Consider the following 14,061-nt stretch of genomic DNA (forward strand, 5'->3'; position numbering starts at 1 on the left):
CCCGACAATCCCACTACACACGCCGCCTCAACCTCGAACTCCAGCCATGATCCCGAACGGCGGCTGCCGTACTAGAAGCGAATCATCGATGCCCGAAGCAGCGAGCGCATCGCGGCATCGCGGCAGCCTGCGGAACGGTTGCGGCTCGACCAGATGGAACGATGTTGCGGTTGTTGCCTCAGCCCAAGGCGCGGGCCAGTTCCGTGCGGGAGCGGATGCCGAGTCGGTGGTAGATGTTGCGCAGGTGGTGGTCGACCGTCCGGGTGGAGAGGAACATCTGTGTGGCCACCTCCCGGTTGGTGGCGCCGGAGGCGACCAGGTGGGCGATGCGTAGCTGTTGACCGGTGAGCAGCCGCGCCGCCTGCCGATCCGGGGTTCCGACGGACTCCCCCGCTGCCCGCAGTTCCTCGGTGGTCTGCCGCGCCCACACCTCGGCACCGAGCAGGGTGAAGGTCTGCCGGGCGCGGTGCAGGTGGGCGCGGGCGTCGCGGGGGCGGCGGGCCCGGCGTAGTTCCCGGCCGAACAGCAGTTCGGTGCGGGCGCGTTCGAAGGCGGCGGCGTCGGCCGGGTGCAGCAACAGAGCACGTTGGTACTGCTCTTCGGCCTCGGCGCTGCCCCGGGGCGCCAGCAGGGCGTGGCAGCGGGCCGACAGGGCCTGCCGCAGTGGGCTGGCGGTACTGCCGGCCCAGCGGTCGAAGACGGCCAGGGCGGCGCGGGCTCGGGCGGGTCGGCCGTCGTGCACGGCGGCTTCCACCAGGTGTGGGGTGGCCATCACCTGGACGAGAACCTGGCCGCGTCCGGTGCCGGGGCGGGCCAGGGCGGCCAGGCGGTCGGCCGCGTCGGCGTACCGGGCGTCGACCAGGTCCAGCACCGCCAGGGCCCACTGCGCCAGGGCGTACGGGCGGCTGTCCGGCGTGGCGGTGTCGCCCAGCTCGGCGACGTGGCCGAGGGTGGTCTCCCGGTCGGCCCGTACGGCTGCCAGCACGGCCAACAGACCCAGGTGTACCCCGGCAGTGGCCTGCTGTCCGGTGGCCCGCGCCACCCGCAGCCCTTCCCGGCAGCTCTTGGCTGCGGCGTCGTGGCGGCCCAGCCAGTATTCGCTCATCGCGCGGAGTTCGAGGGCCCTGGGCAGCATGGACACCTCGCCCCGCTCGGTGGCCAGTTCGACGGCCCGTTCGGCCAGCCGGTACGCCGCGGCGTCGACCGCCACCAGCAGACCGGCTGCGGCGGCACCGCACAGCGCCGTGGGGGTAGCGGCGGCGCCGGTCAACCGGCCGCCGAGGGCCACCGCCTGGCGCAGCAGGGGGCCGCCGTCGGCATGGTCCCCGCGCAGGGTGGCGGCCACTCCGGAGATCAGGGTGGTCAACAGGTGTGCCCACTGTGGGTCGCCGTCGCGGCGCATCGCCGCCGCCCGTCGGGCCACCTCGGCGTAGCGGTAGTGGTCACCGGCGAAGCAGACCGCCTCCCCAGCCCGGACCAGGGCGACAAGCGCCGACTCCCGGTCGACCTCGGCCAGGGTGGTGGCGGCGCCCAGCAGGGTGGGCAGGGCGGTGGTGGCCGCCCCGCAGCGCAGCTGCATCTCACCGCGCAGCAGCTCGGCCAGGCCACCGGTGGTGGCGGCCATCAACCGGTCGGTGGGGGTCGGTGGGGTCTCGGGCGAGGGGCCGGCGAGGTGCAGCAGCAGGTGGGCTCGTTCGACCTGTCCGGCCTGCCAGGCGTAGCGGGCCGCGATGACCTGCCGTCGGGCGGCCGTCAGGGGGTTCTCGCTGAGGTCGGCGGCCCGGGTCAGGGCGGTGGCGGCCACGGATCTGTCCTCGTGCTCCGTTGCCGCGTGCTCCAGCTCGGTCGCCAGGGTCGGTTCGGTCCCGTCGGTGGCCGCCGCCCGGTGCAGGGCCACCCGCAGTCGGGAGCCGGTGCCGTCGAGGGATGCGGCCAGCAGCAGGTGGGCCTGTCGGCGCGCGGTCACCGAGGCGGTGGCTTCGATCATGGCGCGGGCCAGCGGCCGGGGGAAGGCCACGCCCCCCGGGGCGGTGATCCGGATCAGGCCGGCGGTCTCGGCCGGTACCAGGGATTCGATGGTGTGGCCGACGGCCCGCAGGACCCGGCCCAGGGTCCTCGGGTCGACCGCGCCGGGCCGGTCGGCCGGATTGGGGTGGGCCAGGTCCGCCGCGCCGACCGCGGCCAGCAGCAGGGCCTGGCGGGTGTCCTCGGGCAGCCGGGCCAGCAGGGCGCGGTAGGTGCGGCCCAGAACCCCGTCGGCCGGGGGTGCCGTCGGCAGGGGTTGGGTGCCGCACCACTGGCCGGGGGTTAGCGAGTCCGCCAGGTCGACCAGGGCCTGGGGGTTGCCGGCGGCCAGCCCGGCCAGGGCGGTCAGCACCGGCTCGGGTGGGGACGCTCCGGGGCATCGGGCGGCCAGCAGGGCGAGGCTGTCCGTACGGTCCAGCGGCAGCAGACGGTGGCCGGGTATCGCCTGGGCCGCCGTGTCGGCGGCGGCGGTGAGCAGCAGCACCACCGGCAGGTGCGCGAGTCGTCGGGCCACGAAGGTCAGCAGCCGGGCGGTCGGGAGGTCCCCCGCATCGAGGTCGTCCATGGTGCACAGCAGCGGCCCGTCGTGGGCGGCGTCAGCGAGCAGTCCGAGTACGGCGGTGGCGAGGAGGAGCTGGTCTGCCTCGGGGCAGCCCTCCCCGGCCAGGGCGCGGCGCAGCACCTGCCGCTGCCGTTCGGGCAGCGCCTCGGCGTGGTCGAGCACCGGGTCCAGCAGGCGTTGCAACCCGGCGTAGGGCAGCATCGCCTCGTCGGCCAGGCCGGCGGCGGCGAGCAGCCGGCGACCTGCGCGGTGGCGGTGGGCGTACGCCAGCAGGGCGGTGCGACCGGAGCCGGGCTCGCCGTGCAGCAGGAGGGCGCCTCCGGCTGAGGCGGTGATCAGTGACCGGATCTCCCGGCACTCCGCCTGCCGGCCCCGTAGCACTTCTATTTGCACTGCTGATGCACTAACCATGCATGGAGTCTCGCCTATTGGTAAGCGCTTGAGAAGAGGTGAATCGGAACACTCCGGCCACTTCTCCGAAACAACCCGTCAGGACGGCCCGGCCGGGCGGCACTTACCGCGACTCAGCGCTCGTCCCACTCGGCCAGCAGGGCACCGACGGTACGGGCCATCACCGCCCGGGCGGCGTCCACGCCCAGCCCGAGGCCGTCGCGCAGGGTCGACCAGGCCGGCCAGGTGCTGGCCGCCACCACCGCGTTGATCACCTGCTCCCGGCCCGGTCCGGCGCGGTCGAGTTCCTCGGCGAACAACTGCTCGACCTCGTCGCGTACCCGGGCGATGTGCTTGAGCCGGTTGCGGCGCAACTGGGCGGAGTGGGGTTCGCGCAGTTGGGCCGCCCGCGCCGACGGTGCGATCAGTTGCAGCAGCTTCGCCCGTTGCCGACAGAAGGCGTCGACCCGTTTGGCCAGCGGCAGGGTGGGCGAGATCGGCCGCCAGGCGGCGTCCTGCTGGCGGAGCAGTTCCGCACCGCTGGCCTCGAACAGGGTCTCCATGTCCTTGAAGTTGGTCCACAGGGTGCGCAGGGAGATGCCGGCCCGTTCGGCGATGCGCTCCCCGGTCGGCCGCAGGTCACCCTCGGTGATGAGCGCCAGATGGGCCTCCACGATCGCCGCCCGGGTACGCTCCGCCCGCGCGGTGCGCCCGTCGATCCGACCGGCCGCCTCGGCACTGACCATCCGCGCCCGTCTCCTCACCGCTGTGTTTCCTCGTGCCAGCCGAGTCTAGACGTGCGTCGGTTCGGCATCCGCGTCCCGATACCGGCGCAGTTCCCGACGGGCCAGGGACTGCCGGTGCACCTCGTCGGGGCCGTCGGCGATGCGTACCGCCCGGGCCCGGGTCCAGAGCCGGGCCAGCGGGGTGTCCTGACTGACCCCGGCCGCCCCGTGGGCCTGCACCGCCCGGTCGATGATCCACTCGACCGTCTCCGGCACGGCGATCTTGATGGCCTGGATCTCCGTGTGGGCGGCCCGGTTACCGACGGTGTCCATCAGCCAGGCGGTCTTGAGCACCAGCAGGCGGGCCTGTTCCAGGCGTACCCGGGCCTGCGCGATCCAGTCCCGCACCACCCCCTGCTCGGCCAGGGGCGCACCGAAGGCGTGCCGCTGGCTGACCCGTCGGCACATCAGCTCGACGGCCCGTTCCGCCATGCCCAGCAGCCGCATGCAGTGGTGCACCCGACCCGGACCGAGCCGGGCCTGCGAGATGGCGAAGCCGGAACCCTCCGCGCCGATCAGGTTGGTCACCGGCACCCGTACGTCGACGAAGTCGATCTCCGCATGGCCGCCGTGGTCGCCGTCGTCGTACCCGAAGGCGGTCATGCCTCGGCGGACGGTGACCCCCGGGGTGTCCCGCGGGACGAGGATCTGGCTGTGCTGCTGGTGCCGGGGGGCCGAGGGGTCGGTGCGGCCCATCACGATGAAGATCGCGCACTGCGGGTCCATCGCCCCGGTGACGAACCACTTGCGGCCGTTGACGACGTACTCGTCGCCCACCCGTTCGATGCGGGTGGCGATGTTCGTGGCGTCGGAGGAGGCCACCGCCGGTTCGGTCATCGCGAAGGCGGACCGGATCCGGGCGTCGAGCAGCGGGGTGAGCCACCGCTCGCGTTGCTGTGCCGAGCCGAACTGGGCCAGCAGTTCCATGTTGCCGGTGTCCGGGGCGGCGCAGTTGAGGGCCACCGGGGCCAGCCACGGACAGTGTCCGGTGATCTCCGCCAGGGGGGCGTACTGGAGGTTGGTCAGGCCGGCGCCGTGCTCACCGGGCAGGAAGAGGTTCCACAGCCCGCGTCGCCGCGCCTCGGACTGGAGTTCGGCCACCACCGGGGGCACCCGCCACGGCTCGCCCGGCTCCCGGGCCTGGGCCTCGAAGACCGGCTCGGCCGGGTAAACGCACTCGGTCATGAAGTCGCCCAGCCGCTCCCGCAGCCGCTCAGTGGTGTCGTCGTAGCGGAAGTCCACCTCACACCTTCCCGTCCGGTTCGCCTTCGGTCTGTTGCTGGAGACGGTTCATCCCGCGCAGCCAGCGGTCCGGGTCGGCGGCCCGGTTGGCGTACCAGGCGGCGACCTCCGGGTGCGGCAGCACCAGGAACCGGTCGTCGGCCAGGGCCGCCAGCACGCAGTCGGCCACCTGGTCGACCGTGACGGCGGTGCCCTCCAGCAGGGCGCTGCCGATGGCGTCCGCACCGGCCAACATCGGGGTACGCACCCCCTGGGGGCAGAGCACCTGCACCACGATCCCCCGGTGGGCGTAGCTGGCCCGCAGCCACTCGGCGAAGCTGACGGCGGCGTGTTTGCTCACCGCGTACGGTGCGTTGCCGAGCATGGTCAGCAGGCCGGCGGCCGAGGAGGTGACCAGCAGCCGCCCCCGCCCGGCGGCCAGCCAGCCGGGCAGCAGTTCCCGGGCGGCGTACACGTGGGACATCAGGTTGACCCGCCAGGCCCGCTCCCAACCGGCGTCGGTGTCGTCCGCGGGCACCACTCCGGCGTTGGCGCAGTACAGGTCGACCCGGCCGAGCCGTCGGCGGGCCAGGTCGACCAGTTCGGCCACTCCGGCCGGGTCGGCGGCGTCACCGGGGCAGGCGTACCCCCCGATCCGCTCGGCCACCCGCTGCGCCGCCTCGGCGTCCAGGTCGTTGACGATCACCTCGGCGCCGGCGGCGGCGAACCGTTCGGCCAGGGCCGCCCCGATGCCGGAGCCCGCGCCGGTCACCACCACGGCCGCCCCGGGCAGTCGCAGTCCGCCGGTGGCGGGGTCGGGGGGTCTGTCGCCTGTGGGCATGGTCGTCCGTCCGGGGTAGGGCCTGGTCCGCACCTGCAGTGGGGTGCGGACCAGGCGAGCGGCTCAGGCGGTCGGTACCCCGTTGGCCGGCGGGGCCACCGGCGCGACGGTGTACTCCTGGACCGGTCCGTCGGCCTCGTCGGTCTCGTAGGTCGGCCCGAAGTAGCTCTGCTTGCCGTCGGTGACCCGGCTCAGCCGGCCACCGCCGTAGCCGGAGTGGTCGGTGGCGGAGAAGCGCAGCGGCGCCACCCCCGGGCCCTGGTAGCCGCCCTTGCGTACGGCCTCGATCAGCGACTGGCGGGTCAGGTCCTTGCCGGCGGCCTGGAGCACCTGCACGAACAGGTAGCCCACCGCCATGCCGTACACGGTGTTGCCGTCGAACTCCGCCCCGCTGTTGTGCTCAGTGTTGATCTTGTTGAACAGCTGGATCCAGGGGTCCTCGGTGTCGGTCTGCATCGGCATGTAGTTCAGGCCGACCATCCCCTCCAGCAGCCCGGCGGCGTCGCCGAGTTGCCGGGCCAGGGTCGGGTGGTCACCACCCACGTTCGACACCACCCACTGCGGGCGGTAGCCCAGCCGGGCGGCGGTGCCGACGGACAGGGCGGTGAAGCCGGGCACGGTGGCCAGGATGACGACCTCGCAACCGGCCTCCTTGAAGGCGCCGATCTGCGGGGCGACATTGGTGTTGCTGGTGACGTAGGTTTCCTTGGCGGTCACCCCGTCGGCACCGAGCACCTTCTCCACCCCGACCAGGGCGTCGCGGCCGAAGTCGTCGTCCTGGCCGAGGAAGCAGACCTTGCTACCCGGCATGGTGCTCTTGACGTGGGTGGCCAGGATCTTGCCCTCGACGGTGTAGTCCGGGTTGAAGCCGAAGGTGTTCGGATACTTGTCGGGCTGGTCCCAGCTGCGGCTGCCGGAGGCCACGAAGAGGTCCGGCACCCGGTTGCTGTGCAGGAAGTCCAGCACACCGGTGTGGGTCGGGGTGCCGAGCCCGTTGATCACGGCGAAGACCTTGTCCTGGAGGACCAACTGCCGCACCACCTGCTGGGTGGTGGCGGGGTTGTAGCCGTCATCCATGATCTTGTAAGTGATCTTGCGGCCGTGCACTCCCCCGTTGGCGTTGACGTAGTCGAAGTACGCCTTCGTCGCCGGGGCGATCTTCGAGTAGCCGGCGGAGGCCGGTCCGGTGAGCGGCATGTGGGTGCCGACGACGATCTCCGTGTCGGTGACCCCGGGAACCGGCTCCCCGGAGCCGGGAGCGTCGTCCGCGCCGCAGGCCGCGAGGCCGAGCAGCAGGGTGATGGTGGTGGCGATCACGAGACCGCGCCGTGCCGTGGTTCGCATGGGACACCGACCTTTCATCGGTCCGGTTGTGCGAGATGGGTGGGTGGGGGTGGGACGGTCACGACCGCCCGACCGGCCGGCGGGTGCGCAGCCGGTGGGTCAGCCGGGACAACAGACCCTGCACACCGCCGGGTGCGGCGATCATGACCACGATCAAGGTGGCCCCGAAGATCGCCAGCGGAAGGTTGCCCTCCAGCCGCTGCGCCGCCGCCGGTGACAGGGTGAACAGGTTCGTAAGCGAGTGGGTCAGGTCGGGCAGGGCGACCAGCAGGAGGGCGCCCCACACCGCACCGGCGAGCCGACCAAGACCGCCGATGACGACGGCCATCAGCAGGAACAGCGACAGGGTCAGACCGAAGGCGCCGGGTGACACGCTCTGCGCGAGCACCGCCAGCAGGGCGCCGCCCAGGCCGGCGCCGGCCGCGCTGACCACGAAGGCGATGACCTGGGTACGGGCCACATGGATGCCGGCCAGGCGAGCGGCCACCTCGTCGTCGCGGACCGCCCGGAACAGGCGGCCGTACCGGCTGCGGACCAGGTTGGCCAGCACCACCAGGCAGAGCAGGGTGGTCCCGGCGGCCACCCAGAGCTGCCACCGCTCGTGCGGGAAGTAGAGCCCCAGGCTCTCCGGTGCGGGCGCCACCGGCACCGGCAGGCCCTGCTCGCCGTTGAAGACGCCGTCCAGGGTGACCGTCAGGGCCGGCACCACCACCGCCACGGCCAGGGTGAGCCCGGCCAGGTAGGGCCCGCGTAGTCGGGCGGCGGCCACCCCGACGACCAGCCCCACCACGACGGTGACCAGCACCGCCGCCGCCAGCGACCCGACCAGGGTCAGCCCGGAGGTGACCCCCCGGTCGAAGAAGGCGGCCTGGCACAGGGCGACCGTGTACGCGCCGGTGGCCATCAGCGCCCCGTGCCCCAGCGACAGCTGCCCGCACAGTCCGGTCAGGATGGTCAGCCCGGCGGTGGCGCAGAGGTAGGCGGCCACCGTGGCCAGTTGGAAGTTGCGGTACGAGTCGAGCTGGTAGCTGACCATCAGCACCACCAGCCCCACCCCCGCGGCGACGAGGAGGTGCCGGAGCAGGGTAGGCATCGTACGGCCGGTGCGGAGGGCGTCGACGGCACGGACTCGGCGGGGTGGGGCCGAGGCCCGGGTGGCGCTCACACCTGCCTCGCGGTGACCGGGGCGAACAGTCCACCGGGGCGGACCAGCAGCACCGTCAGCAGCAGGGCGAGCACCGCCAGCGGGATGAGGTCGCCCCCGGCGTACCCGCTGACGTAGGAGAGCAGCAGGCCGACCCCCAGGCCACCGACGACCGCGCCGGGTGGGCTGTCCAGCCCGCCGAGCACCGCGGCGGTGAAGGCGGAGACGAAGACCAGGTCCATCGCGTGCGGGTGCAGGCCCAGCTCGGTGGGGATGACCAGCATCCCGGCCAGCGCCCCGACCCCGGAGGCCAGCGCCCAGCCGAGGGTGAGCATCCCGCCGACGTTCACCCCGAGCAGCCGGGACACCTCCGGGGCGAAGGCCGCTGCCCGCATCCGTAACCCGATCGCGGTCCGGGTGAAGATCCAGACCAGGGCCGCCCCGACCACCCCCACGGCCGCGAAGACGAACAGGTCGTACGGGGACAGCACGGCGGTGCCGCCCACCGTCAGGGCGGTACGGCTGAACGGAGTCTGCGCGGGCAGGTACTCGTTGCCGTACACCATGCCGAGGATGGCCTGGATCAGCAGGACCAGGCCGAGGGAGACGATCACCGGGTTGAGGGGTGAGCGGTGGTCCACCAGCCGCATCACCGCCACGTCGACCAGGGCCCCGAGCAGCAGTCCGGCCAGCAGTGCCGCGGCGAAACCCAGCCAGTAGGAGCCGGTCGCGGCGGTGACGCTGTAGGCGACATAGGCGGCGGCGACCGCCATCGCGCCCTGGGCGAAGTTGACGATCCGACCGGCGCGCCAGATGAGCACCAGGGCCAGTGCGAACGCGGCGTAGACCGCGCCCCTCGACAAACCGTCGAGGGTGAGGAAGAGGAAGCGGTCCACAGTCCTCCCAGCCTTCTTTCAGAATCCGAGGTAGGCGTGGCGCAGGTCGGCGTCGTCGCGCAGCCGCTCGGCCGGGGCAGCCAGGACGACCCGGCCCAGCGACATCACGATGCCCTGGTCGGCCACGGCCAGGGCGCTACGCACGTTCTGCTCCACCAGCAGCACGGTCAGCCCGGTGTCGTCGCGCAGTTGGCGCAGCAACGCCATGGTCTGCGCCACCACCCGGGGGGCCAGGCCGAGGGAGGGTTCGTCCAGCAGCAGCAGGCGAGGGCGGCCGACCAGGGCCCGACCGAGGGCCAGCATCTGCCGTTCGCCGCCGGAGAGCTGGTGGCCGAGGTGTCGCCGCCGTCGGGCCAGCGGCTCGAACAGCTGGTAGACCTCGTCCAGGGCGCGGGCGGCGTCGCCGCGATCGCGCCGCCACAGGGCACCCAGGCGCAGGTTCTCCGCCACGGTGAGTTCGCCGATCACGCCGCGCCCCTCCGGCACGTGGGCCACCCCACGGCGGACCAACTGCTCTACCGGGGTGCCGCGCAGGTCCCGCCCGTCGAAGAGGATCCGGCCGGCGGTCGGGCGCAACATGCCCGACAGGGTGCGCAGCAGGGTGGTCTTGCCGGCGCCGTTGGCACCGATAACGGCGGCGATGGTGCCGGCGGGCACCTGCATGCCCACCTCGTGCAGCACCGGCACCGGGCCGTAGCCGGCCGCCAGGGCTTCGACGGCGAGCAGGTCGGCGGCCACTACGCGGCCTCGTCCACGGTCGCGCCGAGGTAGGCGTCGACCACGGCCGGGTCCTCCCGGACCGCCTCGGGTGATCCGGCGGCGACCACCCGTCCGAAGTCGAGCACCACGATGCGGTCGCAGACCGCCATGACCAGGTCCATGTGGTGCTCCACCAGCAGTACGGCGCAGGGGTCGTTGGCCCGGTGCGGCAAGCTCCGGATCAGCTCCGCCAGGGCGTCCACGTCCTCGGCACCGAGGCCGCCGGCCGGTTCGTCGAGCAGCAGCAGGCGGGGTCGGGCGGCCAGCGCGCGGGCGAGCCCCACCCGCTGGCGTACGGCGAAGGGCAGGGTGCCCGGCACGGCGTCGGCGTACTCCTCGATGCCCAGCTCCGCCAGGACGGTGCGGGCGTGTTCGCGCAGCCGGTGCTCCTCGCGGTCGCTGCGGGGCAGCCCCAGCAGGGCCGGCAGCAGGCCAGTGCGGGCGGTGTGGGTGGCCCCGGTCATCACGTTCTCCAGCACGGTGAGCCCACCGAAGAGGCCGGTGGCCTGGAGGGTGCGGGCGATGCCCAGCCGGGTCAGTCGGTGCGGTCGGGGCCGCAGGGGCCGACCGTCGAGGGTCAGGGTGCCGGTGTTCGCGGCGACGAAGCCGCACACCACGTTGAACAGGGTGGTCTTGCCGGCGCCGTTGGGACCGATCACCCCGACCACCTCACCCGGACCGACCTCCAGGGAGACCTCGTCCAGGGCGGTGAGGCCGCCGAAGCGGACGCCGACCTGGTGCAGTGCGAGACCCGCCGCCATCTACCCGCCCCTCGCCGTGCGGCCAAACTTATTACACTGGGAGTGTACGTTTCTCGCGTGTTTCGTCAACACCTTCAATGTCGTTGTTCAGCCGGTGGGGCGGGCAGATCGACCATTCGGGCGAGGGCGGCCCGGTGCCGGTCGGCGGTACCGAAGCCGATCGCGGTGCTCTTGGCCCGCTTGAGATACAGATGCGCCGGGTGTTCCCAGGTGAAGCCGAGCCCACCGTGCAACTGGACGCAGACCTCCGCCGCCCGCACCGCCATCGGCCCGCAGTACGCCTGGGCCAACGCGGCGGCCAGGGCCGCCTCCGCATCGGCCGCACCGAGCCGGTCGGCCGCGTACCGGGCCACCGCCCGGGCCTCGGTCAACTCCACCCAGAGGTCGGCCAGCCGGTGCTTGACCGCCTGGAAGGAGCCGACCGGGCGGCCGAACTGGTGACGTTGTCGTACGTAGGCCACCGTGGTGTCCAGACACCACTGGGCCAGGCCGACCTGCTCGGAGGCGAGCAGGGCCGCCCCGGCGGTCAGCGCCGCCGTCACCGCCTCGGCGGCGGCCACCCCGGCGGCCACCGGTCGGGCCGGGGCCTCGGTGAACTCGATGTCGACAAGCGGCCGGGTGGCGTCCAGCGACACCACCGGGGCCAGCCGCACGGCCGGATCGGCGGCCTCGACGACGTACAACCCGTCCTCGGCCGGAACCAGCAGCAGACCCTGCGGCACGGCGTCGACCACCCCGGACACTGAGCCGGACACAGTGGGTCCGGGGCCGACCCGCACCGGGTCGCATCGCGTGTCGGGGGCGGTGGCGAACCCGACCGCCAGGGCCACCTCGCATCCGGCGGTCGCCACCTGACGCAGCAGGGTGTGCTCCCCGCAGGCCAGCAGCGCCCGGGTGGCCACGACCGTGCCCAGGAAGGGCACCGGGGCCACCGTCCTACCCAGTTCCTCCAGCACCACGGCGACCTCGCGGAAACCCGCCCCGGCCCCCTCGTACTCGGTGGGCACGGCCAGGCCGGTGACCCCCAGCTGGTCGACCAGCCGACGCCACAACCCCAGGTCGTACGGGTCCTCGCCGTCCACTGCGGCCAGGGTCCGCTGCCAGGGGGCATGCGCGGTCAGCAGGGCCCGTACGCTGTCGCGCAGGGCCTCCTCGTCGGAGTCGTAGAGCAGGTCGGTCATCGGTCCCTCCGGGGTTCGGTGGGTAGCCCGAGCACCCGCTCGGCGATGATGGTGCGCAGGATCTCCGAGGTGCCACCCTCGATGGAGTTGCCCCGAGCGCGCAGGTAGCGGTAGGTAGCGGTGCGGCCCAGCAGGTCGGGCTCGACCGGGCGGTGCATCGTCCAGTCGTCGTGTCGCAGCCCCTCGGCCCCGCGCAGCTCCACCTCCAGCCCGCTGATCTGTTGGCTCAGCTCGGCGAAGGAGAGCTTCACGGCCGAACCCTCCGGGCCGGGTTCACCGGCGGCGATGAGTTGACGCAGACGCAGCGCGCCCAGCCGGGCGGCTTCGGCGCGTACCCAGGCGTGCAGGACCTCCGCGTGCAGACCGGCGGTACGCAGTTCCGGTCGCTGTCGCCACAGCCGGGTCAGCACCCCCACCATGCCGCCCTCCCGGGGCAGGGGTCGCCCGCCGATGGCCACCCGCTCGTTCATCAGGGTGGTGCGGGCGATCGGCCAGCCCTGCCCGACCGCACCGATGCGGTGGGCGTCGGGTATCCGGACCCCGGTCAGGAAGACCTCGTTGAACTCCGCCTCCCCGGTGATCTGCCGCAGCGGACGTACCTGCACCCCTGGTGCGGTCATGTCGCAGACGAAGTAGGTCAGGCCGTGGTGCTTGGGTGCGGCGGGATCGGTACGGGCCAGCAGGATCGCCCACCGCGCCTGGTGGGCCAGGGAGGTCCACACCTTCTGGCCGTCGACCACCCAGTCGTCCCCCTCCGGCACCGCCCGGGTGCGCAGGCTGGCCAGGTCGGAGCCCGCCTCGGGCTCGCTGAACAGCTGGCACCACACCTCCTCACCGGTCCACAGCGGTCGCAGCCAGCGCCGGCACTGGGCCTCGCTGGCGTGCCGCAGCAGGGTGGGGGCGGCCATGCCGAGCCCGATGCTGTTGCGCCGGGGCCGGTTGTCCGGCGCACCGGCCGCGGTGAAGGCCTCGTCCACCACGGGTTGCAGGTGCGCCGGGGCGCCCAGGCCACCGCGACCGGGCGGGTGGTGCACCCAGGCCAGCCCGGCGTCGAAGCGGGCGCGCAGGAAGCCGGTGCGATCACCGGCCGGGTCGTGCGTCCGCAGGAACGCGGCGACCAGCCCGCGCAGCCCGTCAGCGGTATGGTCGGACACTCACCACCTCCAGCATTTCTGCACTGTCGATGCAATATACGGCCGCCGGTCCTCGGGACGGAAGACCGGCGGCCGAAGGATCCGGGGCGGCCGTGTCACGGCCGCCCCGGAAAGACCCGTCAGTGCGGGCAGGTGTTGCGGTACTCCTCCACAGCCGAGCCGCTCGGGCCGGGGCAGAGGAACTGGTCGTAACGGGTGTCGTCGTCGACGAACCGCTTCAGCCAGGCCACCATCTGCTTGGCGGTGGGGGTGTTGGTCGTGTTCGGGAAGAAGTGACCCTCGTTGTTGAGTTCCAGGTACGCCTTCTCCGCCGAGGCCGGGATGCTGTTGTAGAACGGCTCGGAGTGGGTCGCCACCGAGGCGACCGAGTCGGTCTCACCACCGATGATCAGGGTGGGCACCCGCAGGTTCGACCAGTTCTTGGTCAGGTTCCACGGCGCCAGCGGCACGGCGGCCTGCAACGACGGCCGGGCGGCCGCGGCCTCCAGGCTGCCGCCGCCGCCCATCGAGTGACCGGCCACGGCGAGCCGGCTGGAGTCGATGCGGCCGCGCACCGAGCTGCGCTCGGTCAGGTAGTCCAGCGCGGCCAGCAGTTGCCGGCCCCGGCTGCTGGGCTGGTCCAGGCGGGTGATGGTGTCGATGCCGATGACCACGAAGCCGTGCGAGGCGATTCGCGGGCCCAGCCAGTCCAGGCTCGACCAGGAGGCGGTGTAGCCGGGCGAGATGGCCACCGCGCCGAAGGTGCCCGCGGTGGTGGTCGTCGGGTAGTAGATGACGCCGCCGCCGAAGCCGCTCACCAGTGAGGAAACCGTCGTCGACGAGGTCGCGAAGGGACCACGGCTGGCTTCCAGGATCGCGTTGGTCGGCGCCGGGCCCCGCTCGTACGGGTTGGCGGCCTGGGCGGTGGAGGAGGTGGCGACGACGCCGCCGGCGGCCATGACGGCGACCATCGCCAGCCGGGCCAGGAGGGTGAGGGAACGGGGACGGGTGGTGGTGGA

General features: G+C 72.9%; 12 protein-coding genes. All 12 read right to left on the reverse strand.

Features of this window, described 5'->3' with window-relative positions:
* Window positions 1-178: 178 nt before the first annotated feature.
* The 12 genes from ACLQ2T_RS27940 to ACLQ2T_RS27995 all read right to left on the reverse strand — a co-directional run bounded on the left by ACLQ2T_RS27940 (window position 179) and on the right by ACLQ2T_RS27995 (window position 14,013).
* Complete coding sequence (locus ACLQ2T_RS27940; protein WP_425769345.1) at window positions 179-2,980, reverse strand: LuxR C-terminal-related transcriptional regulator; 2,802 nt, start codon at window positions 2,978-2,980, stop codon at window positions 179-181.
* 131 nt (window positions 2,981-3,111) lie between these two features.
* Entirely contained in the window at window positions 3,112-3,723 is a 612-nt protein-coding gene (locus ACLQ2T_RS27945) for a TetR/AcrR family transcriptional regulator (RefSeq protein WP_425769381.1), read from the reverse strand.
* Window positions 3,724-3,768: 45 nt separating this feature from the next.
* Entirely contained in the window at window positions 3,769-5,004 is a 1,236-nt protein-coding gene (locus ACLQ2T_RS27950; RefSeq protein WP_425769346.1) for an acyl-CoA dehydrogenase family protein, read from the reverse strand.
* A gap of 1 nt (window position 5,005) precedes the next feature.
* Window positions 5,006-5,782, reverse strand: coding sequence for an SDR family NAD(P)-dependent oxidoreductase (locus tag ACLQ2T_RS27955; protein WP_425769382.1), 777 nt, complete (start codon window positions 5,780-5,782; stop codon window positions 5,006-5,008).
* 105 nt (window positions 5,783-5,887) lie between these two features.
* On the reverse strand, window positions 5,888-7,168 hold the full coding sequence (locus ACLQ2T_RS27960; RefSeq protein ID WP_425769347.1) for an ABC transporter substrate-binding protein: 1,281 nt from the start codon (window positions 7,166-7,168) through the stop codon (window positions 5,888-5,890).
* 58 nt (window positions 7,169-7,226) lie between these two features.
* Window positions 7,227-8,261, reverse strand: a complete 1,035-nt coding sequence (locus ACLQ2T_RS27965; protein ID WP_425769348.1) for a branched-chain amino acid ABC transporter permease — start codon at window positions 8,259-8,261, stop codon at window positions 7,227-7,229.
* Window positions 8,262-8,329: 68 nt separating this feature from the next.
* Window positions 8,330-9,208: a branched-chain amino acid ABC transporter permease gene (locus tag ACLQ2T_RS27970; RefSeq protein ID WP_425769349.1), complete on the reverse strand. Its 879-nt coding sequence runs from the start codon at window positions 9,206-9,208 to the stop codon at window positions 8,330-8,332.
* Window positions 9,209-9,226: 18 nt separating this feature from the next.
* Window positions 9,227-9,946, reverse strand: a complete 720-nt coding sequence (locus ACLQ2T_RS27975) for an ABC transporter ATP-binding protein (RefSeq protein ID WP_425769350.1) — start codon at window positions 9,944-9,946, stop codon at window positions 9,227-9,229.
* Window positions 9,946-10,728 carry an ABC transporter ATP-binding protein gene (locus tag ACLQ2T_RS27980; RefSeq protein WP_425769351.1) on the reverse strand — a complete coding sequence of 261 codons (783 nt, stop codon included), beginning with the start codon at window positions 10,726-10,728 and terminating at the stop codon, window positions 9,946-9,948. Before ACLQ2T_RS27980 ends, ACLQ2T_RS27975 begins: the two co-directional genes overlap by 1 nt.
* 74 nt (window positions 10,729-10,802) lie before the next feature.
* Window positions 10,803-11,909 (reverse strand): acyl-CoA dehydrogenase family protein, encoded by a 1,107-nt coding sequence (locus ACLQ2T_RS27985; protein WP_425769352.1) that lies wholly within the window; start codon window positions 11,907-11,909, stop codon window positions 10,803-10,805.
* On the reverse strand, window positions 11,906-13,063 hold the full coding sequence (locus tag ACLQ2T_RS27990; protein WP_425769353.1) for an acyl-CoA dehydrogenase family protein: 1,158 nt from the start codon (window positions 13,061-13,063) through the stop codon (window positions 11,906-11,908). The genes ACLQ2T_RS27985 and ACLQ2T_RS27990 overlap by 4 nt, the downstream gene beginning before the upstream one ends.
* Before the next feature lie 119 nt (window positions 13,064-13,182).
* A complete protein-coding gene (locus ACLQ2T_RS27995; protein ID WP_425769383.1) occupies window positions 13,183-14,013 on the reverse strand; it encodes an alpha/beta hydrolase family protein in 831 nt (276 codons plus the stop codon).
* Window positions 14,014-14,061: the final 48 nt, after the last annotated feature.

Source organism: Micromonospora sp. DT229 (assembly GCF_049844505.1).
GTDB lineage: Bacteria > Actinomycetota > Actinomycetes > Mycobacteriales > Micromonosporaceae > Micromonospora.